This is a genomic window from Pseudomonas sp. MSSRFD41 (assembly GCF_014230245.1).
Lineage (GTDB): Bacteria > Pseudomonadota > Gammaproteobacteria > Pseudomonadales > Pseudomonadaceae > Aquipseudomonas > Aquipseudomonas piscis.
In genome coordinates, this window is record NZ_JACKZK010000041.1 from 11824 (window position 1) to 34535 (window position 22712).

The 22712-nt window shown below is 67.5% G+C and carries 15 protein-coding genes; 6 read left to right on the plus strand and 9 right to left on the minus strand.

All coding sequences use genetic code 11. The features are described 5' to 3' along the window. The first annotated feature begins 67 nt into the window (after nt 1-67). Both H7A76_RS31190 and H7A76_RS31195 read left to right on the plus strand, forming a co-directional pair. Nucleotides 68-700: a LysE family translocator gene (locus tag H7A76_RS31190; protein ID WP_185702080.1), complete on the plus strand. Its 633-nt coding sequence runs from the start codon at nt 68-70 to the stop codon at nt 698-700. A 23-nt stretch (nt 701-723) separates the two neighbouring features. Next, complete coding sequence (locus H7A76_RS31195) at nt 724-1068, plus strand: antibiotic biosynthesis monooxygenase (protein WP_185702081.1); 345 nt, start codon at nt 724-726, stop codon at nt 1066-1068. 11 nt (nt 1069-1079) lie between these two features. On the opposite strand, the gene inhA is transcribed toward H7A76_RS31195, so the two are convergent. Further along, entirely contained in the window at nt 1080-1766 is a 687-nt protein-coding gene (inhA, locus tag H7A76_RS31200; RefSeq protein WP_185702082.1) for an isonitrile hydratase, read from the minus strand. Between the two features lie 92 nt (nt 1767-1858). Between inhA and H7A76_RS31205 the strand changes: the two genes are divergently transcribed. Then, nucleotides 1859-2845 (plus strand): GlxA family transcriptional regulator, encoded by a 987-nt coding sequence (locus tag H7A76_RS31205; protein ID WP_185702083.1) that lies wholly within the window; start codon nt 1859-1861, stop codon nt 2843-2845. A 7-nt stretch (nt 2846-2852) separates the two neighbouring features. Here H7A76_RS31205 and H7A76_RS31210 read toward each other — a convergent pair whose 3' ends face one another. The 7 genes from H7A76_RS31210 to H7A76_RS31240 form a co-directional block, all read right to left on the minus strand. After that, on the minus strand, nt 2853-5291 hold the full coding sequence (locus tag H7A76_RS31210) for an alpha/beta fold hydrolase (protein WP_185702084.1): 2439 nt from the start codon (nt 5289-5291) through the stop codon (nt 2853-2855). 14 nt (nt 5292-5305) lie between these two features. Continuing rightward, on the minus strand, nt 5306-6748 hold the full coding sequence (locus H7A76_RS31215; RefSeq protein WP_185702085.1) for a TIGR01777 family oxidoreductase: 1443 nt from the start codon (nt 6746-6748) through the stop codon (nt 5306-5308). Between the two features lie 15 nt (nt 6749-6763). Further along, nucleotides 6764-7237, minus strand: a complete 474-nt coding sequence (locus H7A76_RS31220) for a hypothetical protein (protein ID WP_185702086.1) — start codon at nt 7235-7237, stop codon at nt 6764-6766. Nucleotides 7238-7314: 77 nt separating this feature from the next. Then, nucleotides 7315-8220, minus strand: a complete 906-nt coding sequence (locus H7A76_RS31225) for an alpha/beta fold hydrolase (protein ID WP_185702087.1) — start codon at nt 8218-8220, stop codon at nt 7315-7317. Nucleotides 8221-8499: 279 nt separating this feature from the next. Further along, nucleotides 8500-8868, minus strand: a complete 369-nt coding sequence (locus tag H7A76_RS31230) for a VOC family protein (RefSeq protein ID WP_185702088.1) — start codon at nt 8866-8868, stop codon at nt 8500-8502. Between the two features lie 53 nt (nt 8869-8921). Next, nucleotides 8922-10748, minus strand: coding sequence for a glycoside hydrolase family 15 protein (locus tag H7A76_RS31235; RefSeq protein ID WP_185702089.1), 1827 nt, complete (start codon nt 10746-10748; stop codon nt 8922-8924). Nucleotides 10749-10866: 118 nt separating this feature from the next. After that, nucleotides 10867-11454: a TetR/AcrR family transcriptional regulator gene (locus tag H7A76_RS31240; RefSeq protein WP_185702090.1), complete on the minus strand. Its 588-nt coding sequence runs from the start codon at nt 11452-11454 to the stop codon at nt 10867-10869. A gap of 125 nt (nt 11455-11579) precedes the next feature. Between H7A76_RS31240 and H7A76_RS31245 the strand changes: the two genes are divergently transcribed. Beyond that, nucleotides 11580-12752 carry an MFS transporter gene (locus tag H7A76_RS31245; RefSeq protein WP_185702091.1) on the plus strand — a complete coding sequence of 391 codons (1173 nt, stop codon included), beginning with the start codon at nt 11580-11582 and terminating at the stop codon, nt 12750-12752. A 155-nt stretch (nt 12753-12907) separates the two neighbouring features. After that, nucleotides 12908-13648, plus strand: a complete 741-nt coding sequence (locus H7A76_RS31250; protein WP_185702092.1) for a thioesterase II family protein — start codon at nt 12908-12910, stop codon at nt 13646-13648. Between the two features lie 42 nt (nt 13649-13690). Here H7A76_RS31250 and H7A76_RS31255 read toward each other — a convergent pair whose 3' ends face one another. Further along, nucleotides 13691-14656: a siderophore-interacting protein gene (locus H7A76_RS31255; RefSeq protein ID WP_185702093.1), complete on the minus strand. Its 966-nt coding sequence runs from the start codon at nt 14654-14656 to the stop codon at nt 13691-13693. A 175-nt stretch (nt 14657-14831) separates the two neighbouring features. Here H7A76_RS31255 and H7A76_RS31260 point away from each other — a divergent pair. Continuing rightward, nucleotides 14832-22712 (plus strand): non-ribosomal peptide synthetase (locus tag H7A76_RS31260; RefSeq protein ID WP_185702094.1); only part of this gene is annotated, 7881 nt, incomplete at its 3' end.

Below are 22712 nucleotides of genomic sequence, written 5' to 3' on the forward strand. Positions count from 1 at the left end.
GAACAGTTTTTTGTTTGTATCAGGAAGGGCGCCTAATCTACCGGCTTTCTCGCAGGAGTGCACAAGCATGCCGGACTGGACGACCCTATCGATCTTCATCGGTGCCGTGCTGTTGTTGCTGTTGTCACCGGGGCCGAACATGGCCTTCGTCATCAGCCAGGGCATGGCCTATGGCTGGCGGGGAGGGATCGCTTCCGGGATGGGGATCGGGGTCGCGGATATCTGCCTGACCCTGCTCACCGCCACTGGCGTCACCGCATTGGTCGCCAGCTGGCCACCGGCCCTGGACCTGATCCGTTATGCCGGGGTCGCCTATTTGCTGTGGTTGGCCTGGAAGGCCCTGGGCAGCAGGGCTGGCTTGAACCTTGCCAGCACGCCCCGGGTGCCGCTGGCCACGGTGTTCGTCCGGGCCATGGGCAACAGCCTGCTCAACCCCAAGGCGCTGTTGTTCTTCATGGTCTTCTTGCCGCAATTCGTCAGCCCCGGGCAGGGCAGCATCGCCTGGCAACTGGTGGTCCTGGGGTTGGTATTGACCTTGGTCAGCGGGATCTTCCACACGGGCCTGGGGATCTGCGGTGCGGCCCTGGGGCGTGCCCTGGCCGCCCGCACGGCAGGTGTCGCCAGGTTGCAGTCCTGGCTGCTGGCGGCGGTGTTGCTGGCCCTGGCCTTGCGTCTGGCGCTGATGACCCAACCAAGCTGATTTTTCCCCAATGGAGTCCAAGCATGTACATCGCCGCCTTTATCTATAAGCCCGGCCAGGCCGACGAAGAGTTCCAGCGCCTGAGTGCGATCATCGACGAAGTCGCCGCCAGCCTGCCGGGTTTCGTCGGTGCCCAATCCTGGGCCAACGCCGGCCAGGGCCTGGTCAACGCCAGCTACTACTGGGAGGACGAGGCGTCGATCCAGGCCTTCGCCCGCCACCCCAGGCACCTTGAAGCCAAGCGCCAGTACCGGCGCTGGTACGCCGGCTATCAGGTGATGATTTGCAAGGTCGAGCGGGTCTACGGCGATGGCGGCATCGACTCCTTGCTGGCCAGCGACCGCCACGCTCCGGTACGCCGCGCCTGACGGTTGCCGGGTCAGCCGGCCTGCAACCTGGCGGCGGCGCGCAGGGTGATTTCCCGGCGCTTGCTCAAGGAGGCCGCGGTGGCTTGGCGGGCTTGTTGCACCAGGGAGGCGGGAGCGGTGTCCGGGCTGCCAGCGTCGAAGGGTGGGGCCGGGGCGTATTCCAGATCCAGCTGTACCCGCTGCGCGGTCTGTGGGTCGAACAGCTCGGCGGCCAGGGTCAGGGCGAAGTCGATGCCCGCGGTGATGCCGCCGCCGGTGAACAGGTTGCCATCGCGCACCACTCGTTCATGGACTGCAATGGCCCCCAGCAGCGCCAGCAACTCGTGGTAGGCCCAGTGGGTGGTGGCCCGCTTGCCCTGCAGCAGGCCGGCGGCGCCGAGCACCAGGGAGCCGGTACAGACCGAGGTCAGGTAACGCACCTGGGCGGCCTGCTGGCGGAGGAAATCCAGCACCTGTGGGTCTTCCATCAACGCGCCGACACCGGCCCCCCCTGGCACGCAAAGCACATCCAGGGGCGGGCAGGCGGCGAAGCCGGTGGTGGCTTGCAGCAGCATCCCGGCACTGGAATTGATCGGCCCTGGCTCCTTCCACAGCAAATGCACTTGCGTATCCGGCAGCGCCGCCAGCACGTCATAGGGGCCAGTCAGGTCCAGTTGCTGGACGCCTGGGAACAACAGAAAACCGATCTGCACGGCCATTGCGAGCTCCTTGTATCGATGGGGTGGACGAGCTGACTCTAGCCTTCTAGGATTTGGCGCATACGCCAACCTGCCCTCGATTTACGCCAATCATGCCCAGCACCGCAAAAAACGTCTTTGTCCTGGCTTTTACCAACGCCCAGCTGCTGGATGTCACCGGGCCTTTGCAGGTGTTCGCCTCGGCCAACGACCGGGCCCGCGAGCGAGGGTTGCCGTTGCCCTATAACCCGCGGGTGGTGGCAAGCCCAGGCGGGACGACCCTCAGTTCGTCGGGCCTGGCGTTGATGGCCGACCCCCTGCCGGGCCTGGAGCAGGCTTGCGACACCTTGATCGTGGCCGGTGGCGGCGGGGTCTACGCGGCCGCCCGTGACCCGCAACTGGTGGCCTGGGTCGCGACCCGGGCAGGCGCGGCACGGCGGGTGGCCTCGGTCTGTACCGGGGCTTTCCTGCTGGCGGCCAGCGGCTGGCTGGATGGCCGCCGGGTGGTGACCCACTGGACTCGCTGCGAACAACTGGCCGAGGCCTATCCGCAATTGCGGGTCGAGGCCAACCCGATCTTCATCAACGACGGTCCGGTCTGGACCTCGGCCGGGGTCACGGCCGGCATCGACCTGGCGCTGGCCCTGGTGGAGGCTGACCTGGGGCGCGAGGCGGCCCTGGAAGTGGCCCGGCAACTGGTGGTGTTCCTCAAGCGCCCGGGCGGGCAGGCGCAATTCAGCGTGACCCTGGCGCTGCAGAACGGTGGCGGGCGTTTCGATGGACTGCACGCCTGGATCGCCGAGAACCTCAACCGGGAACTGACGGTGCCGGTGCTGGCCGAGCAAGCGGCCATGAGCGAGCGCAGTTTCGTGCGCCACTACCGTGCCGACACCGGCCAGACCCCGGCCCGGGCCATCGAGCTGATCCGGGTCGAAACCGCCCGCCGCTTGCTGGCCGACACTGGCCTGTCGATCAAGCGCATTGCCGTGCAGTGCGGTTTTGGCAGCGAGGAGACCCTGCGCCGCAGCGTGTTGCGGGCCCTGGGCGTGACGCCCCAGGCCTATCGCGAACGTTTCGCCACCACCCAGGAATCCTCCTGAGTCACCCTCAGTCCTGGACCAGGTGCAGTTGACCGTCGACATAGTGCACTTCGCGGCCCATCCAGCTCGGATCCACCTGGGGCAGCACCGCCGAGGGCTTGCGTAGTTCCCGCAGCAGGGTCGAGCCATGGGACAAGCGCCCGCCCATGCGTGCGATCACTGCCCGGGCCTGCTGGTAGTGGGCATGCCGGCCGGGGTCGAGGGTGTCCTCCAGGAGGATGTCCACCCCGAGGATGCCCTGGGCCTGGCCCGGGTAGATCATGAAGCCGCTGGCCTGCTCGCTGCCCTCGCGGCCGTCCTGCCAGAAACTGCCACCGCGACTGCGCACCTGTTCGTGGGGAGCGAACCAATAGTCGCGATCGGCCTCGGGCAGTGCATGGTGCAGGCCCATGAAGAGGCGCATCAGGTTGTCCCGGTACCACTCGCGCACTTGCAGGTAGTAGCCGCGCATGCCCGGCAGGCCCAGGCGATGGGCCAGGGCGACGGCCGGGCTCCAGCTTGGGAACGCCTGCAACGGCAGCGGTGCGCATGCCGGGCGCGCAGTGCCGGGGTCGGTTTCCCAGGGCAACCGATGGGGGCTGTGCTCCAGGTTGTCGTAGGCGGTGGGCGGGCGACCGAGCAGGGCGCCGCCGCTGCTGGCCAGGGCGGTGGCGATGCACAGGTTGCCCTGGACCACGAACACGTAGAAGCGGCTGAACCAGTCCGCCAGTTGCTGGCCCGAGACCCCGGCCTCGCGCAGTTGCGCCAGTTCCCGGTCGAAGCGCCGCAGGCCCGGTTCCAGGCTCAGCAAGTGGCTGCGGGCGATGAATTGCATGCGCAGCAGGCGTGGTAGCGAACGCAGCAGGCGCAGGGGCCGCAAGGGCAGGGCCGGGGCCGCGCCACCGACTTCGGCGGCATAACCGGAGGAGGGCAGGCCCCAATCCGCCAGGCGCGCCAGGAACAGGTCGTTGTTGATGTAGGAGGCGCCGCCGAACAGGGCGGTAAACGGCTCGTTGTTCTCCAGTACCCGGCTGTCCCAGCGGGCCATGATCGCCGGGATGCTGGCCGCTGCCCGGCGCTGGCCGTACTCGACGAAGCGGCTGGGTTGCGGTGGCAGGATCTCGGCGATGTTGGCTGCGGTCAGGTGCCGGCGCCAGCCGTAGTCGCTGATCGGGCGGTATTGCAGCAGCCACAGTTGCTGGCCATCCCAGGCCCACTCGATGTCGCCGGGCACGTAGTGGAAAACCTTCAGCACCCCTTGCAAAAAGTCCCACAAGGCCTTGGCGGACAGGCCGTGGCGGGTGGCGAAGGTGCCGCTTTCCCAAGCCTGGCCCAGGCGCGACAGCACCGCCCGCTCGGGGCTGGCTTGGCCATCGGCGAGGCTTTCCAGGTGGCCCTCGACCCATTCCAGTTCCACCGCCAGGTGGCGCACGAAGGCGATCCCCGACAGCCGCGGCTGGACGAAGCGCTGCACCACCACTTCCTCGACTCCGCTCTGGCGCAGCTCGTCGATGCGTGGCGCCACTTCGCTGGCGGCCACCCGCAGGTAGGTGGTGCTGAGCCCGGCGTTGGCCGAGTCGGCCTGGTCTTCGCCATGGCTGGAGGAACGCACGGCCCACAGGGCATCGGGCTGGCTGGCCAGCAGCGGCGCCAGGCGCGGATCCTCGGCGCTGTCCAGGCTCAGGGCGGCTGGCACCGGCTGGCCGGCCAGTTCCGCCAGGCGCAGGCGACCGCCCTTGGTGTGGGCGACGAAGCCATCGTTGGGCGCTTCGAGCCAGGCGACGAACTCGGCCGGCGCATCGATCCACGGGTAGTGGCCCCAGCCCGGACGCAGGCTGACCCGCAGGTCGGCGCGGGCCAGGATCGCGCTCCAGGCCGCGGCCTGGGCGCTGCCGAGCAGTTGGTCCTGATCACCCCAGACCAGCTCCACCGGGTCCTCGATCCATTCCAGCAGCGGCAGTGCGGTATCGGCCCGCAATTGCTCCCACAGCGGCACGAAGGCCCGGCAGCGGGCATAACCTGCGCCCATGCGCCGGTACTGCCGGGGGCTCCAGCGCTGGCGCGAGAACTTGTGGGCGAACCAGGCCGGACGCTGGCTGAGCAAACGGTGGATCAACAGCCGCACCGGCAGTGGCGACATCAACGCCGGCAGGCGCCGTTGCCAGAGGAAGGCCCCCACCGGCGACAGCAGCACGCTGCGGGAGAAGTGCCCGGGACGGCGCTGCAAGGCGTGCAGCACCACCAGGGCGCTGATGCCCACGGCGACGATGGCGTTGCCCGGGGCGGTCAGCGCCAGCAGGGCCTCGGCGTACTGCCCCAGGTCGTCGCACGGTGGCTGGGGGTTGTCGCCGAACCCCGGCAGTTCCAGGGCTTGCACTCGATAATGGCGAAAGTGCGGTACGGCATCGTCCCACCAGTCGCTGGCGCTGCCGTTGCCCGCCAGCAAGTACAACAGGGGCTTGCTCATCGAGGCTCCTCGGTTCAGGCCAGGTCGCGCAGGGCGCTGTCCAGGGTCGGGTAGCGGAAGCGGTAGCCGGCCTGCAACAGCCGCGCCGGCACCACCTTCTGGCCATCGAAGAACAGCTGGGCCATTTCCCCGGCCAGGGCCCGCACCGGCGCCGCCGGCACATGCAGCCAGACCGGGCGCTTGAGCAACTGGCCGACGCTCTCGGCGAACTGCCCTTGGCTCACGGCATCCGGGGCTACCAGGTTGTAGGTGCCCTCCAGCGACTCGTCGCGCATGGCGCGGGCCATCACCTGCAGCACATCGTCGCGGTGCACCCAGCTCATGATCTGCCGGCCATCGCCCATGCGTCCGCCAAAACCGAAGTAGAAGGGCATCAGCAACGGCTTGAGCGCGCCGCCGGGGCCGAACACGATACCCAGGCGCAGCACCACCTGGCGTACGCCGAAGCGTTTGGCGGGCTCGGCCGCGGACTCCCAGCGAGCGCACAGGTCAGCCATGAAGCCTTCGCCACGCGCGGCGTCTTCATCCAGTTCCTGACTGGCATCGCGCACCCCGTAGAAGCCGATGGCCGAGGCCTGGATCCACAACGCCGGCTTGTGCTGGGCGTGTTGCAGCCAGTTGAGCAGGCCTTCGGTGGTGCCGACCCGGCTGGCCAGCAGTTGTGCCTGGCGCTTGGCCGACCAGCGCGGCCCGGCCACCGGGGCGCCGGCCAGGTTGATGATCACGTCGAACGCTTCGCCGTGGCCCAGCTTGTCCAGAGAGCGCAGGCAGCGGGCGCGACCGTCGAACAGGTAGGCGGCGCGCAAGGGGTCCCGGGCCAGCACGCTGACCGTGTGGCCGGCGTCGAGCAGTTGGTTGACCAGCGCTTCACCGATGAAACCGGTGCCGCCGGTGACCAGCACCCGCTTGCCTGCGCCGCCGGTGAACGGATTGATCGCCTGTCCCTGGCGTTGCAGGTGCAGGGCCGCCAGGCCATCGCGAATCCCCGAGGCGCTCACGCCCACGGCGAACAGGCTCAGGGCCCAGCCCTGCCAGCCCAGTTCGATAGGAGCCAGGGCGCTGGGCAAGCGCGACCATTCCAGCAGTTGCAGGCCGTACAAGGCGAAGAAGGCCCCGGCGTTGATCGCCAGCACCGTGTGCATGATGCGCTCGATGGCCGGCAGCTTGCGGCTGCGGTCCTCGACCACGAAGTCCCACAGGGTCAGGCCGATCTCCAGGGCGAACAGCAGGGCGATCACCAAGGCCCAGATGCCTTGGAACGCCAGGTGGGCGATGCCCATGAACAGCACGCCGTAGAAGCACGAGCGCAGGGCATGGATGCTCAGTTCCTTGCGCGCGCTGTGGCGTTGCGGCAGGGCCACGGTGAGTTCGTGGTGGTAGAGGGTGTCCAGGGCGCCCAGCACCCCTTGGGCGAGCAGCAGGGCGACGGCCCACTGCAGGAACGGCAAGTCAGCCACGATGATGAAGTCCTTTTACGAAAGAGAGCGAGAGGTAAGGCGGTCGTGGCGGTACAGCCAGGCCAAAGGTGGCAGCAGCACCAGCAGGGCGAAACTGTCGATCCACAGGTGGGACGACATGCCCACCTGCCAGGACAGCCACATGTCCTGGGGCGCCCAGAGGACGATCCCGGCCATCAGCCAGGCCCAGGCCGCCGGCGCGCGCAGGCGATCACCCAGGTACACCAGGGCCAGCAGGTACAGGGCGTAGCTTTGCAGGGTGGCGCCGAACAGGCCCAGCCACCAGACCTGCTGGGCCCGGGCCGGCGCCGGGGCGGCGGCGCCCCAGAAGGCTTGTTCGATGCTGGCCAGGTAGTCGTTGAACAGCGCCTGGTGGCCGGCCCAGGTCAGCACCAGGCCGACCAGCAGGTGGCCGGCGCCGGCGGCGTACAGCCAGAGCACCAGGCCCCGGCGCAGGCCAGGGCGTGAAGAAGAGGCGGCGGATAACATTCCATGTCCTGTGGGGGGATCGAGGCCGCGCAGTGTACCGATTTTTCCCCCGCCATGGCGTGCGCCAGTCGCGCTCTTCAAGCGCCTTGCAGCAGCTCCAGCAGGGCTTCGAGGGTGGCTTGCGGCGCCTCCTGGGGCACGTTGTGGCCGACCCCGGGCAAGATCCGCCGTTCATAACCGCGGGTGAACTGCGGGCCGTCGGGGTCCGGCACCAGCGGCGCGCCGACGCCATCGTCGGCGCCGCACAGGGCGATGGTCGGCACCTGGATCGGCGGCTGGGCCAGCAGTGCCTGTTCGATGGGTTCCAGCGCCGGATCGCCCGGGGCGTAGCCGAAGCGATGGCGATAGGAGTGGATCACCACCTCGACGAAATCCGGGTTGTCCAAGGACGGCGCACTCAACCCATAGAGCCCGGGCCCTTGTTGCCAGGTCGGCGACCACAGGCGCCACAGCAGCTCGCAGAACTCCCGGCGGTTGGCGCGCAGGCCGTCCACCCCGCGCTGGGTATTGAAGTAGTACTGGTACCAGAGTTGCAGCTCGGTTTCCGGAGCCCGGGGCTCACAGGCCTTGGCGATGTCCTGGATGTTATAGCCGTCGGCGCTCATCAGGCCGCGCACCCGGTGCGGCCAGAGGGCCGCGACGATGCACGCCGCGCGTCCGCCCCAGTCGTAGCCGGCCAGGGTGGCCGTGGGCAGGTGCAGGGCATCCATCAGCTCCAGCAGGTCCTGGGCCAGTGCCGCCTGTTGCCCGGAACGCATGATCCCCGGGTGGCTGAAGCGCGTCGGCCCGTAGCCGCGCAGGTACGGCACGATCACCCGATAGCCGCGTTCGGCCAGGGGCGGGGCGATCTCGTCGTAGGCCCGTGGATCGTAGGGAAAACCGTGCAGCAGGATCACCGGCTCGCCACTGCGCGGGCCGTGTTCTTCGTAAGCGATATGCAGGCTGGCAGTGGTGGCGTGATGCAGGGCGGCTGGGCTGGGCATGGCAGCTCCGAATGCGGGGAACCTGGATACCCTAGCCCAGAACAGCCTCGATGGTGGGCCGTCATACTGTTCACTCAAGCGAGGTGATCCCCTGTAGGGGCCGCCGGTCGACGCTCGATTGCTCGCGATGGTCGTCAACGGTCGCGCGTGTTCACTGGGTAAACGCAGCGCTGCGAAGTCCAACGCGGGCCAGCCTCGCTCCTGCCATTGCCTTGGCGGATCGGCATTGCGATGGGGGCGGGGATAGGCGTTTGCGCTCGACTGCCGGCAAACATCCCGTCAGGCGACGGCTGCTGGTTGCCGCAGGCCAATGCAGTTGCCCCAGGGGTCCTGCACTTGGCAGATCCACTCGCCACCTTCGATGGTCATTGGGCCGCGATACAAACATGCGCCCAGGGCCTCCAGGCGCTGCAGCTCGCCGGGCAGGTCGGCGACGCGCCAATACACCACGCTGCCCGCCGGCCCTTGGCCGACCTTGGCGTCGCTGGGGACGATTTCCAGGGCCAGCTCGCCCAGTTGCAGGTGCCCGAAATCATCGGGCTCATGCCGCACCCGGCGGGCCAGGGGAAACGCCTGGGCGTACCAGTCGGTGGCGGCGCGCCAGTCGGCGGCGTGGATCATCACGGCGATGATCGGTGAGTCGGGCATGGGCACATCCATTGGGCCTGGGAGAGGAGGGCGCCGGTGTTCACAGGCGGCGCTCAAGGTTGCCAGACCTCCTTGTCGCCGCTCAAGCGCCGGTCGAGGAAACAGGCCGCGCTGATCAGCGCCAGGTGGGTCAGGGCCTGGGGCGTATTGCCCAGGTGACGGCCGTGGGGGTCGAACTCCTCGGCGTACAGGCCCAGGGGATTGGCGTAGCGCAGCAATTGCTCGAACTCCAGGTGCGCCTGCTCCAGGCGCCCGGCCCGGGCCAGGCATTCGACGTACCAGAACGAGCAGGCAGCGAACGCGCCCTCGGTACCGTCCAGGCCGTCGATCCGGCTGTCGTCGTTGCGGTAGCGGTAGACCATGCCGTCGCGCACCAGGCTGTTCTCGATGGCCTCCAGGGTGGACAGCCAGCGTGGATCACGGGCACCGACGAAGCGCACCAGCGGCATCAACAGCATCGAACCGTCCAGGGCGGTGCTGCCGATGTGCTGGACGAAGTGCCCGCGCTCTTCGTTCCAGAACTGGCTCCAGATGTCGTCGTAGATGGCCTGGCGGGCCTGGTCCCAGCGGGCGAAGGGCGCCGGCAGCGAGCGCTTGGAGGCCAGGCGGATGGCCCGGTCCACCGCCACCCAGCACATCAGCCGCGAATGCAGGAAGTGCTGCTGCTCGCCGCGCATCTCCCAGATCCCCACGTCCTTGCTCTGCCAGCCGGCGCAGACCCGGTCCACCACCTGCACCGTGTGTTTCCAACCCTCGTGGGAGATCCCTTCGCCGTACTTGTTCACCAGGTACACCGCGTCCAGCAGCTCGCCGAAGATGTCCAACTGCACTTGTTCGCAGGCCTGGTTGCCGATGCGCACCGGCTGTGCGCCGCCGTGGCCGGACAGGTGCGCAAGCGCCACTTCCGGCAGCTCCTGGCGCCCGTCGATGCCATACAGCACGTTGAGTTTCGTTGGCTTGCCATGGCAGTCGCTGACCCGCCCGCGCAGCCAGCGCATGTAGGCGTTGGCTTCCTCGACGTAGCCCAGGCGCATGAAGGCGTAGACGGTGAACGACGCATCGCGCACCCAGGTGTAGCGGTAGTCCCAGTTGCGTATTCCGCCCGGGCTTTCCGGCAGGCCGAAGGTCGCCGCGGCGAGAATCGCGCCGTGGCGCCTGGAGGTCAGCAGCTTGAGCGCCAGGGCCGAGCGATTGACCATCTCGCGCCAACGCCCGCGGTAGTTGGAGCGCCCGATCCAGTCGCGCCAGAACCTCAGGGTGCGGCTCAGGTGCAGATCGCCGGCGCCGCACTGCACCCGCGGATCGTCACTGCCGCCGAGGATGAACTCGGCGCTCTGGCCTTGTTCCAGTTCGAATTCGGCCACGGCCGCGTCCTGCTCCAGCTGCAGCGGCCGCTCGCCCACCAGGCGCAGGCCGGGCTGGCCGGGGGCCTGGAAGCACACCGCGGCGCCGTCCATCCGTGCCTGGGTGGTGGCCCTGGCGTAATCCAGCCGTGGCGCGCAGTGCAAGTGCAGCCTGGCCCGGCCGCTGACCACCCGGACCCGGCGGATCAGCAGCGGCAACAGCTCGACGTCTTCATCGATGGCCAGCAGGTCGGTGACTTCCACCACCGCTTCGTTACCCAGCCAGCGGGTCTGCAGGACGTTGCTGTCGGGCAGGTAGATCTGCTGGCGGCGGGCATTGGCCAGTGCCGGCGCCAGCTGGAAGATCCCGGCGCTGGGGCTGTCCAGCAGGGCGCAGAAGATCGTCGGGCTGTCGAATTCCGGCCAGCAGAAGAAGTCGATGCTGCCCTGGTCGTCCACCAGGGCGGCGCTGCGCATGTCGCCGATGATGCCGTGGGCGTCGATGGGACGCTGGGTCGCAGGATGCTGCTCGGCCATGGCCGCAAGACTCCGGGTTCAGGCCCATGCCACAGGCTATGAGCGGGGCGAAGGTCAGGCCGGGCGAGGAGGCCCGGCTTCTGTTTGAGCTGACCTGCGCAGCGCCCCGGGAGTTCACTCAGGGCTTGGTGCGTAATCCCCGCAACAGCAGTTCCAGGCCCTGCAGCGCTTGTGCCAGGCGTTGTCCGGACGCTGTGTCGGCGGCGATCCACAGCGCGGTATCCACCAGGCTGCCATTGACCAGGCGGGCCAGGGCCTGGCTTGGCGCGGGGCTGATGATCCCGGCCTCGGCCAGGGCTTGCAGGCGCCGGCCCAGGGAGTCGACGCAGTGTTCCTGGTCCGGCAGGCGTTCGCCGAGCACGGCCCGGGCGTCCTGCAAAACGATGCGCTGGATTTCCGGCTCCTGGGCCATCTCCAGGTAGGCCCGGCAACGCTGGGTAAAACCCTCCCAGGGATCGCCGGCCTGGTCGCTGACCCGGTCCAGGCGGGCGTCCATCTCGCTGTCGATCTGTTCCACCACCGCGGCCAGCAGGCCTTGCTTGTCACCGAAGTGGTGATACAAGGCGCCTCGGGTCAGCCCGGCTTCGGCGGTCAGGTCGTCCATGGAAGTCTTGGCGTAGCCCAGGCGGGCAAAGGCCAGGCGGGCACTGGCAATCAGCTTGGCGCGGGTGGCCTCGATCATTTCGGCGCGCGGGCGGCTGCTCATGAAAACAATTCTCCAACACATGATGGATTGACATACGCGGCGTATGTTTTCATGCTTTTTAACATACGCGGCGTATGTGTAGCTACTGCAAAGCCGCCCTGAGGACCCCCAAGGAGTCGTTGTACATGGCAAACCCCTACCGCGAGTTGTTCAAGGCCCCCGGCAGCCGGGCGTTCGTGCTGGCCGGCATGATCGCGCGCATGCCGATCTCCATGACCGGCATCGGCCTGATCACCATGCTGTCGCAATTGCACGGCGGCTACGCCTTGGCCGGTTCGGTGGCGGCTACCTTCGCCCTGGCCACGGCGTTCTGCGCGCCCCAGGTCTCGCGCCTGGTGGACCGCTTCGGCCAGGGCCGGGTTTTGCCTGTGGCGGCCGGGCTGGGCGGCGGCGCGTTGCTGGCGCTGTTGCTGTGCACCCGCTTGCAGGCGCCGCACTGGACCTTGTTCTTCTTTGCCGCCCTGGCCGGCTGCATGCCCAGCATGTCGGCGATGGTCCGGGCCCGCTGGACCGAGCTGTACCGGGGCCAGCCGCAGCTGCAGACCGCCTACGCCCTGGAGTCGGTGCTGGACGAGGTGTGCTTCATCGTCGGCCCGCCGATCTCGGTCGGCCTCAGCGTCGGCCTGTTTCCCGAGGCCGGGCCACTGGTGGCGCTGCTGATGCTGGCGCTGGGGGTAGGGCTGTTCGTGGTGCAGAAGTCCACCGAACCGCCGGTCCATCCCCATGACGAAGAGCATTCGGGATCGATCATCCGTTCCGGGCAGATCCGCATGTTGCTGTTGCTGATGACGGCCATGGGCACCATTGTCGGCGTGGTGGACGTGGTCAGCGTGGCGTTTGCCCAGCAACAGGGGCAACCGGCGGCGGCGAGCATCGTGCTGTCGATGTACGCCACCGGTTCGTGCCTGGCGGGGATCGCCTTCGGGGCCTTGAAACTGTCCACGCCATTGCCCCGCTTGTTCATGTACAGCGGTATTGCCACGGCGGTGACCACCTTGCCGCTGCTGCTGGCTGGCAACATCCTCGGTTTGTCGCTGGCGGTGCTGGTCGCCGGGCTGTTCTTCTCCCCGACCCTGATCGTGGCCATGGCCCTGGTGGAGCGCATCGTGCCGCCGGCCAAGCTCACCGAGGGCCTGACCTGGCTGGTCACCGGCCTGGGCGTGGGGGTGGCCCTGGGGGCGGCGGGTTCCGGTGCCCTGGTGGATCACTTCGGTGCCCGCAGCGGTTTCTGGCTGGCCCTGGCCGGTGGAGGGGTGGTGTTGGGCGCGGCGCTGCAAAGCTATCGGCGTTTGCGTTGAGGGCAATCGGGACTAATTTGTCTCGGGCGTATCGCGTTTTGCTTGTGCAGCCCCTGGAAAAAGGCCGCGAGCCACCGAGGTGAATCACCCCCGGTTTGGGCTGGCCCAGTCGGTTTTCAAGGGCGTGCCGAGCGATCATTTGTCGAGGGATAACCGTGACCCAGTTGAACCTGCTGTGCCTGCCGTATTCCGGAGCCAGTGCCATGGTCTACAGCCGCTGGCGGCGCAAATTGCCGGAGTGGCTGCACCTGTCGCCGGTAGAGCTACCCGGGCGTGGCGCCCGCTTCGCCGAACCCCTGCACACCGACATGCGTGAGCTGGCCGGGCAATTGGCCCTGGAAATCCGGGACACTTTGCGTGCGCCCTATGCCTTGTTCGGCCACAGCCTGGGGGCCTTGCTGGCCTGTGAACTGGCCCATGCCTTGCGGGCCCTGGGATGTCCGGAACCGGTGGCGCTGTTCGCTTCGGGAACCGCGGCGCCGACCTTGCGCAGCGAATACGACCGCGGTTTTGCCGAACCCAAGACCGATGCGCAACTGATCGAGCAATTGCGCACCCTCAACGGTACCAGTGAGGAAGTGCTGGCCAACCAGGAGTTGATGAACCTGACGTTGCCGATCCTGCGGGCCGACTTCCTGTTGTGCGGGCGCTTCCGACCCGTGCAGCGCCCGTTGCTCAATTGCCCGGTGCACGTGCTGGGCGGCAAGGCCGATCGCGCCACCACCGAACAGTTGATCGGCTGGAGCAAGGAAACCCAGGGCGGGTTCTCGGTGGACATGCTCGCCGGCGGGCATTTCTTCATCCACGAACACGAAGCCAAGGTGCTGAGCCTGATCAAGGGCCACCTGGATGTGCACCGGCGCCGCCACCTGGCCCCCGTCGCGCTGTCCCTGTAGTCGCGCTGTTGCCGGCTGCGCAGGGCGCGCAGCCGGTGGGCCTCAGTCCAGGGACGAGCCCATGCGCCAGTAGCCCATCAAGGTCAGGTTGCGCCGCTCCTGGCCGCGCTCGTTGATCAGGTGGCGGCGGATCTTCATCACCGTGGCCGATTCGCCGGCCACCCAGGCATAGAACTGGTTGTCCGCCGGCGCTGCGGTTTCCCAGGGCCGCTCCTCATCGTCACGCCCGGCCTTGACCGGTCGCCTTCCGGCGCTGGCCGGCGGCAGTTCGGCCAGCTCCCGGGCGGCGTGGATCAGCGGCTCGCCATGGCGGGCGTCGAGCATGTCGCGGGGCAGCCAGCTCAGCCGGGTCAGCGGATGACAATGCAGGTCGATGCAGTCGCTCTCGTGGGGCACCTCGATGAACACCTGCACATCCGGATAATCCGGATACTCCTTGAGCTCATCGAGAATCCCGGCGATGGCCGGCAGGGCGGTTTCGTCGCCCATCAGCAGCACCTTGCGGATGCCCGCCGGCGGTTGCCATTCATAACCGCCGGGATCGCCGCTGAAGGCCTTGTTCGGCACCACCATCTGCAAGCGTTCGCCAGGTTGCGCGCAGGTCGCCCAGCTCGAAGCCGGCCCGTTGACGCCGTGCAGCACGAAGTCCACGTCCAGCTCCGCCGGTTGCAGGCGCAGCGCTCGGATGGTGTAGGTGCGCATCGGTGGTTGCCGCTCGGCCGGCAGCTTGCGCCGCACGGCATGCCAGTCGCCCTCCACCGGCAACTGCGGCAGGCTGCCATCGGCGGCGGGAAACAGCAGCTTGATGCGCTGGTCCGGGGCCAGGGTGCGGGCCTGGGCGATGTCATCGCCGCTGAACACCAGGCGTACCAGGGAGGGGCTGAGGGCAATGCGCTGCTTGATTTCGACGTTGATCACCCGGTAGCCCTTGGGTGGCTGGACGCCGGCGCCTACCAACTTGCGCAAGCCATTGGCCAGGGAGCTGGCCAGGGAAGTGGCTGAGGACATGGTCGCGACCTTATTTGGGAAGAAGGTCCTGATTTGACGAGTCGCCGGGTTTGGAATTTACCGTTGCCAGCGCCATCCGGGGGGCTGGCGCGGAGTTAATTTTTCCCCGGGGCCATCCGTTTCGTAGGGATAGCCGAGCCCTCGCTCGATACCCAACATGTACGGATGAACCCCGATGAACGCTGAAAAGTCCCTGAAACTTGCTCGCCGCTTTATCGAGCTGCCGCTGGAGAAGCGGCGGTTGTTCCTCGATGGCCTGCGGGATGAAAACATCGACTTTTCGTTGTTTCCGATTCCGGCCGACGTGGCCGTGGATGATCGCTGGGACCTGTCCTACGCCCAGCGGCGCATGTGGTTCCTCTGGCAGCTGGACCCCGAGAGCGGCGCCTACAACCTGCCGGGCGCCGTGCGTCTCAAGGGCGAACTGGATCGCGGTGCGCTGGAGCAGGCCTTCGCCCACCTGATCGCCCGCCACGAAACCCTGCGCACCCTGTTCAAGCGTCATGTCGATGACCGCCTGGAGCAGGTGGTGGTCGACCGCCCATTGCCGTTGGAGTGCCAGGACCTGAGTGCCACGGACGCAGCCTTGCGCGAGCAGGCGGTGGCCGCCGAGGCCCAGCGCCAGTCGTTGCTGCCGTTCGATCTGGGCCAGGGGCCGCTGTTGCGGATCAAGCTGCTCAAGCTCGCGGCCCAGGACCATGTGCTGTTGCTGACCCTGCACCACATCGTGTCCGATGGCTGGTCGATGAATGTGCTGATCGACGAATTCATCCGTTGCTACGACGCCTTCGAGCGCGGCGAGGTGCCGCAATTGCCGGCACTGCCGATCCAGTACAGCGACTATGCCCTGTGGCAGCGGCGCTGGCTGGAGGCGGGGGAGCAGGCGCGTCAGCTGGAGTACTGGCAGGCCCGCCTGGGCGATGAGCATCCGGTATTGGAGCTGCCCACCGACCATCCACGCCCGGCGGTGCCCAGCTACCGCGGAACCCGCTATGAGTTCGCCGTGGAGCCGGCCTTGGCCGAGCAGTTGCGCGCCCTGGCGAAACAGCACAACGTCACCCTGTTCATGCTCCTGCTCGGGGCCTTCAACGTGCTGCTGCATCGCTACACCGGCCAGGGCGACATCCGCGTCGGCGTGCCCATCGCCAACCGCAACCGGGCCGAGGTCGAGGGGCTGATCGGCTTCTTCGTCAACACCCAGGTGCTGCGCACCGAGCTCACCGGCCAGACCCGGGTCAGCGAGCTGTTGCAGGCAGTCAAGGAGGCGGCCCTGGGGGCCCAGGCCCACCAGGACCTGCCGTTCGAGCAACTGGTGGAGGCCTTCAAGCTGGAGCGCAGCCTGAGCCATACACCGTTGTTCCAGGTGATGTACAACCACCAGCCGCAGGTGGCCGATATCACCACGGTGAACACCGCCTCCGGGTTGGAGCTGGGGTTGGTGGAATGGCAAAGCCGTACCACCCAGTTCGACTTGACCCTCGATACCTACGAGAAATCCGGCCGGTTGCATGCGGCGCTGACCTATGCCGACGACCTGTTCGATGCGGTCACCATCGCTCGCATGGCGCGCCACTGGACCCGCCTGCTGCAGGGTATGCTGGCGGATGCCAGGCAACGTATCGGCGAACTGCCCCTGCTCGATGCCCAGGAGCAGCAGTTGCTGGTGCATGAATGGAACCGCACCGCGGTGGACTACCCCCGCGGAGTCTGCATGCACCAGTTGATCGAGGCCCAGGCCGGGCGTACTCCGCAGGCCTGTGCCCTGGTGTTCGGCGAGCGCCAGCTCAGCTATGGCGAGCTGGACGCCCGGGCCAACCAGCTGGCGCGCTTGTTGCGCGAGCAGGGGGTGGCAGCCGACACACTGGTGGGGATCTGTATCGAGCGATCCATCGAAATGGTCGTGGGGCTGCTGGCGATCCACAAGGCCGGCGGAGCCTATGTGCCCCTGGACCCGGAATATCCCCAGGATCGCCTGGCCTACATGATCGAGGACAGCGGCATCGGCCTGCTGCTCAGCCAGAGTTCGCTGCTGGCGTCGCTGCCTGGCGAAACGGTCCGGATCATCACCCTGGACCAGGAGCCGGACTGGCTCGATGCCTACAGCGACAGCCCGCTGGAGATGCTGACCGATCCGCTGAACCTGGCGTACGTGATCTATACCTCGGGCTCCACCGGCAAGCCCAAGGGCGCCGGCAACAGCCACGCGGCGCTGGTCAACCGCCTGCAATGGATGCAACAGGCCTATGGCCTGGACGCCAGCGATGCGGTGCTGCAGAAAACCCCATTCAGCTTCGACGTCTCGGTGTGGGAGTTCTTCTGGCCGCTGATGACCGGGGCACGCCTGGTGGTGGCCGCTCCCGGGGCCCATCGCGAGCCGGCGCAACTGATCCGGACCATTACCCAGCAGCAGGTCACCACCCTGCATTTCGTGCCTTCGATGCTCCAGGCATTCATTCGCGACAGCGGCGTGTCGGCCTGTACCAGCCTCAAGCGCATCGTCTGCAGTGGCGAAGCCTTGCCCATGGATGCCCAGCAGCAGGTGTTCGCCAAGTTGCCCAAGGCCGGTTTGTACAACCTGTATGGCCCGACCGAAGCAGCCATCGACGTGACCCACTGGACCTGTGTCGACGAGGGGCTCGATAGCGTGCCGATCGGCCGGCCGATCGCCAACCTGCGTACCCATGTGCTGGATGCACAATTGCTGCCGGTGCCTGCCGGGGTCGCTGGCGAGCTCTACCTGGGCGGTGCCGGCCTGGCCCGCAGCTATCATCGGCGTGCGGCGTTGACTGCCGAGCGTTTCGTACCTTGCCCATTCCATGATGGCGCGCGCCTGTATCGCACCGGCGACCGCGTGCGCCAGCGCGCCGATGGCGTGATCGAGTACCTGGGGCGCCTGGATCACCAGGTCAAGTTGCGCGGCCTGCGTATCGAGTTGGGCGAGATCGAGGCGCGCCTGCTGGAGCATCCGCAAGTGCGCGAAGCCACGGTGCTGGTGGTGGACGGTAAGCAACTGGTGGGTTACCTGGTCCTGCAAGAGGCCGCGGCCGACTGGCGCGAGGCACTGGCTGCACACCTGGGCCGCAGCCTGCCGGACTACATGGTACCGGCGCAGTGGGTGCTGCTGGACAGCATGCCCGTGACCGCCAACGGCAAGCTCGATCGCAAGGCCCTGCTGAGCCAGGTCGGTGAGGTGCAACTGGCTCCTTACCGTGCACCGCGCGAGGGGGCCGAGCAGACCCTGGCCGAGATCTGGCGAGCGCTGCTGACGGTGGAGCAGGTTGGCCTGGATGACAATTTCTTCGCCCTGGGTGGCGACTCGATCATTTCCATCCAGGTGGTCAGCCGCGCCCGCCAGGCTGGCCTGGCGCTCAGCCCACGGGACCTGTTCCAGCACCAGACCTTGCGTAGCCTGGCCCAGGTGGCCAAGCCGGTGGCCCTCGGCCAGCAAGACAGCGGCCCGGCCAGCGGCGAGCTGGCGCTGACGCCGGTACAGCACTGGTTCATGGAACAAGCGGTACCGCAGCGCCAGCACTGGAACCAGTCGCTGTTGCTGCAAGCCCGCCAGCCCCTGGATGCCCAGCGCCTGGCCGAAGCGCTGGCGCGCCTGGCCAAGCATCACGATGCGCTGCGCTTGCGCGTGCGCCCAGTGGTCGCTGGCTGGCAGCAGGCCTATGCCGAGGAGCCGGGTGAGTTGTTGTGGCTGCGTGAGGCGGGCGATGCGGAGCAACTCACCCAGCTGTGCGAGGCTGCCCAGCGCAGCCTGGATTTGGAGCAAGGCCCATTGCTGCGCGGCATGCTGGTCAACCTGGCCGATGGCAGCCAGCGCTTGTTGCTGGTGGTCCACCACTGGGCGGTGGATGGGGTGTCCTGGCGCGTACTGCTGGAAGACCTGCAGCAGCTGTATAGCCAGCCGCAACAGGCCCTCGCGCCACGTACCAGCTCCTACCAGGCCTGGTCCGCTCACCTGCAACAACTGGCGGAGGAACGTAGCGCCGAGCTGGCCTACTGGCAGGCGCAGATCCCGGCCCAGGTCGCCGACCTGCCGGCCGAGCGTCCGGCGGGTGCCCTGGAAAACCGTCATGAACAGAAAATCACCCTGACCCTGGATGCCCAGCGCACCGCGCAATTGCTGCAACAGGCAGCGGGCGCTTATCGCACCCAGATCAACGACCTGCTGCTCACCGCCCTGGCCCGCACCATCGGCCGTTGGACCGGCGCCGAGGGCACCCTGGTGCAGTTGGAAGGCCACGGCCGGGAAACCCAGGGCAGCGACCTGGACCTGAGCCGCAGCGTTGGCTGGTTCACCAGCTTGTTCCCGGTGTACCTGCGTGGCGCCGGCGAGCCAGGGGCGGCGATCAAGGGCATCAAGGAGCAATTGCGCGCCGTGCCGGACAAGGGCCTGGGCTTCGGCCTGCTGCGCTACCTGGGCGATGCCGCCAGTCGCGACGCCATGGCGCAGCTGGCGCAACCGCGTATCACCTTCAACTACCTGGGGCAGTTCGACCGCCAGTTCGATGCCCAGGCACTGCTGGTACCGGCCAGCGAGAAGGCCGGGCAAACCCAGGACCCGGGTGCGCCGCTGGCCAACTGGCTGGTGATCGAGGGCCAGGTCTACGGTGGCGAGCTGAGCCTGAGCTGGGGCTTCAGCCGTGAGATGTTCGACGCTTCGACCATCCAGCGCCTGGTGGATGACTACCAGGAGCAGTTGCTGGCCTTGATCGAACATTGCCTGGACCGGCGCCAGGGCGCCTTGACCCCGTCCGACGTCAGCCTGGCGCGGCTCACCCAGCAGCAACTGGATGACCTGGCCCTGGCGTCCCGCGAGGTGCAGGATGTGTATCCGCTGTCGCCGATGCAGCAGGGCATGCTGTTCCACAGCCTGTACCAGCAAGGCCAGGGCGATGTCTATGTCAGCCAGTTGCGGGCCGATGTCCAGGGCCTGGACGTGGCGCGCTTCCAGCAAGCCTGGGAGCAGGTGCTGGGCCGTCATGACATGCTGCGCACCGGGTTCGTCTGGCAGGAGGACCAGGGCCAGGCGCTGCAAGTGGTCTATCGCCAGGTCGAGCTGCCGCTGATCGAGCATGACTGGCGCACTCGTACGGATTTGCCGGCGGCGCTCGACGCCCTGGCCCTGGAGCAGCACCAGCAAGGCTTCGAACTGGCTCGTCCGCCCTTGCTGCGGGTGGTGCTGGTGCGCACCGATGAGGACCGCTGGCACCTGGTGTACACCAGCCATCACATCCTCATGGATGGCTGGAGTAACGCCCTGGTGCTCAACGAAGTACTGCAAGTCTGCAAGGGCCAGGCGCTGGCGCCGGCAGGCGCCGGTTTTGCCCAGCACATCGCCTGGCTGCAGGCCCAGGACCCGGCGCTGGGCGAGGCGTTCTGGCGCGAGCGCCTGGCACAGCTGGACGAGCCGTCCTTCCTGGCTCGCAGCGTGGCCAGGAGCGGGCAACCGGCAACGGGCGAATACGGCGAACTGCTCTGTGAACTGGATGAAGAGCAGACCCGGCGCCTGGGCGCCTTTGCCCGGACTCAACAGGTGACCCTCAACAGCCTGGTGCAAGCGGCCTGGCTGTTGCTGTTGCAGCGCTATACCGGCCAGGCCAGCGTGGCCTGTGGGGTCACGGTCTCCGGACGCCCGGCGCAGTTGGCGGATGTAGAGCAGCAAGTCGGCCTGTTCATCAACACCTTGCCCTTGATCGCCAACGTGGAACCGGCGCAGTCGGTCGGCGACTGGCTGCGTCAGGTTCAGGCATTGAACCTGGAGATGCGCGAGCACGAACACACGCCGTTGTTCGATATCCAGCGTTGGGCCGGGGCCGCCGGCGAGGCGCTGTTCGATACCCTGGTGGTGTTCGAGAACTTCCCCGTGGCCAAGAGCCTGGAGCAGGGCGCTGCCGATGGCCTGCGCTTCAGCGAGGTCAAGAGCCAGGAACGCACCACCTACCCGTTGACCCTGACTGCGCACGGCGGCGCACGCCTGAGCCTGCACCTGGAGTACCTCCAGGCCGAATTCGACAGCCAGGCAGTACAGCGCCTGGCGGTTTGCCTGCAAGCGCTGCTGCAGCGCTTCCTTGAGGCACCGGCGCAGGCCCTGGGGGCCCTGCCATTGCTGCCGGAGCCGGAACAACGGCACCTGTTGCAGGCCTGGAATCCACGCGATGCCTCGCGGCCGGCGCAGGCCAGCGTAGTGCAACGGTTCGAGCAGCAGGCGGCGATGCAACCGGAGCGCCTGGCGCTGATCCTCGACCAGCGCCGCCTGACCTATGGCGAGCTCAACCAGCGGGCCAACCGCCTGGCCCAGCGCTTGATCGAGCTGGGAGTGAAGGCCGATTCCCTGGTCGGGGTCGCGGTGGATCGTTCCCTGGAAATGGTCGTGGGCCTGCTGGCCGTGCTCAAGGCCGGTGGCGCCTATGTGCCGCTGGACCCGAAATACCCCCAGGAGCGCCTGCAGTGCATGATCGAGGACAGCGGCGTGGGCTTGCTGCTGACCCAGCAACCGCTGCTGGAGCAATTGCCGATCAGCCCCGGCTTGCCGCTGATCTGTCTGGAGCAGGACGAACACTGGCTGGCCGCCTACAGCGCCGAGAACCCACCGGTGCGTTCGCAGCCGGGCAACCTGGCCTATGTGATGTTCACCTCCGGCTCCACTGGCCGGCCCAAGGGGGTCGGGATCGACCTGGGTTCCCTGGCGCGGCATGTGGAAGTGATCACCGAGTTGTTCGAGCTCAAGGCCGATGACCGGGCCCTGCAATTCGGCACCTTCAACTTCGACGCCTTCGTCGAACAGCTGTACCCGGCATTGTGCTGCGGTGCGGCGGTCGTGGTGCGCGGTGGCGAACTGTGGGACAGCGACACCTTCTACCAGCAGTTGATCGAACACCAGATCACCGTGGCCGACCTGACCACCGCCTACTGGTACCTGCTGGTACGCGATTTCGCCGACCGTGGCCCACGCGACTATGGACGCCTGCGCCAGGTGCATATCGGCGGCGAAGCCATGCCGCCGGAAGGCCTTAATGCCTGGCGCGCGGCGGGCCTGGAGCACGTCAGGCTGTTCAACACCTATGGCCCCACCGAGACCACGGTCAGTGCCACGGCCCTGGACTGCGCCGCTTATGTCTTGGGTGGCGAGCCGTTGCCGGCAGTCATGCCCATTGGCCGGGTACTGGACGGTCGCGCCATCTACTTGCTCGATGCCAACCTCAACCCGGTTCCGGTGGGTGTGGCCGGTGAATTGGTGATTGGCGGGCCGCTGCTGGCCCGTGGTTACTTCCAGCGTCCCGAACTCACCGCCGAACGCTTCATTCCCGATCCGTTCGCCGCGGACGGGGCGGGGCGCCTGTACCGTACCGGCGACCTGGCACGCTACCGGGCCGACGGGGTGATCGAGTACATCGGGCGGATCGACCATCAGGTCAAGGTGCGTGGTTTCCGTATCGAGCTGGGGGAAATCGAAGCACGCTTGCTGGCCCAGGCCAGTGTGCGCGAAGCCCTGGTGGTCGCCGTCGATAACCAGCTGGTCGCTTATGTGGTGGCCAGCCAGGCCTTGTCCGAGCAACAGCAAGAGCCGTTGCGCGAGCAGTTGAAGGCGAGCCTGCGTGCAGAACTGCCGGACTATATGGTGCCGGGGCACCTGTTGTTCCTGGAGCGCCTGCCCATGAGCCCCAACGGCAAGCTCGATCGCGCGGCGCTGCCCAAGCCCGATGCCAGCCAGGCGCTGGCCAACTGGATCGCTCCGGTCACCGAGCTACAGCAGCAGGTGGCGGCCATCTGGTCCCAGGTCCTGGGTGCCGAGCGGGTCGGCCTCGGCGATCATTTCTTCGAGATGGGCGGCCACTCGCTGCTGGCCACCCAGATGGTGTCCCGAGTGCGACATGGCCTGGGTATCGAGGTCAGCCTCAAGACCCTGTTCGAGCATCCGCTGCTGGCCGATTTCGTCGGCGCCCTGGGTGCTGTCGACGCCTCGGCCCCGGCGATCCTGCCGTTGGACCGGCAGCAGCCGCTGGCCCTGTCCTACGCCCAGGAGCGCCAGTGGTTCCTCTGGCAGCTG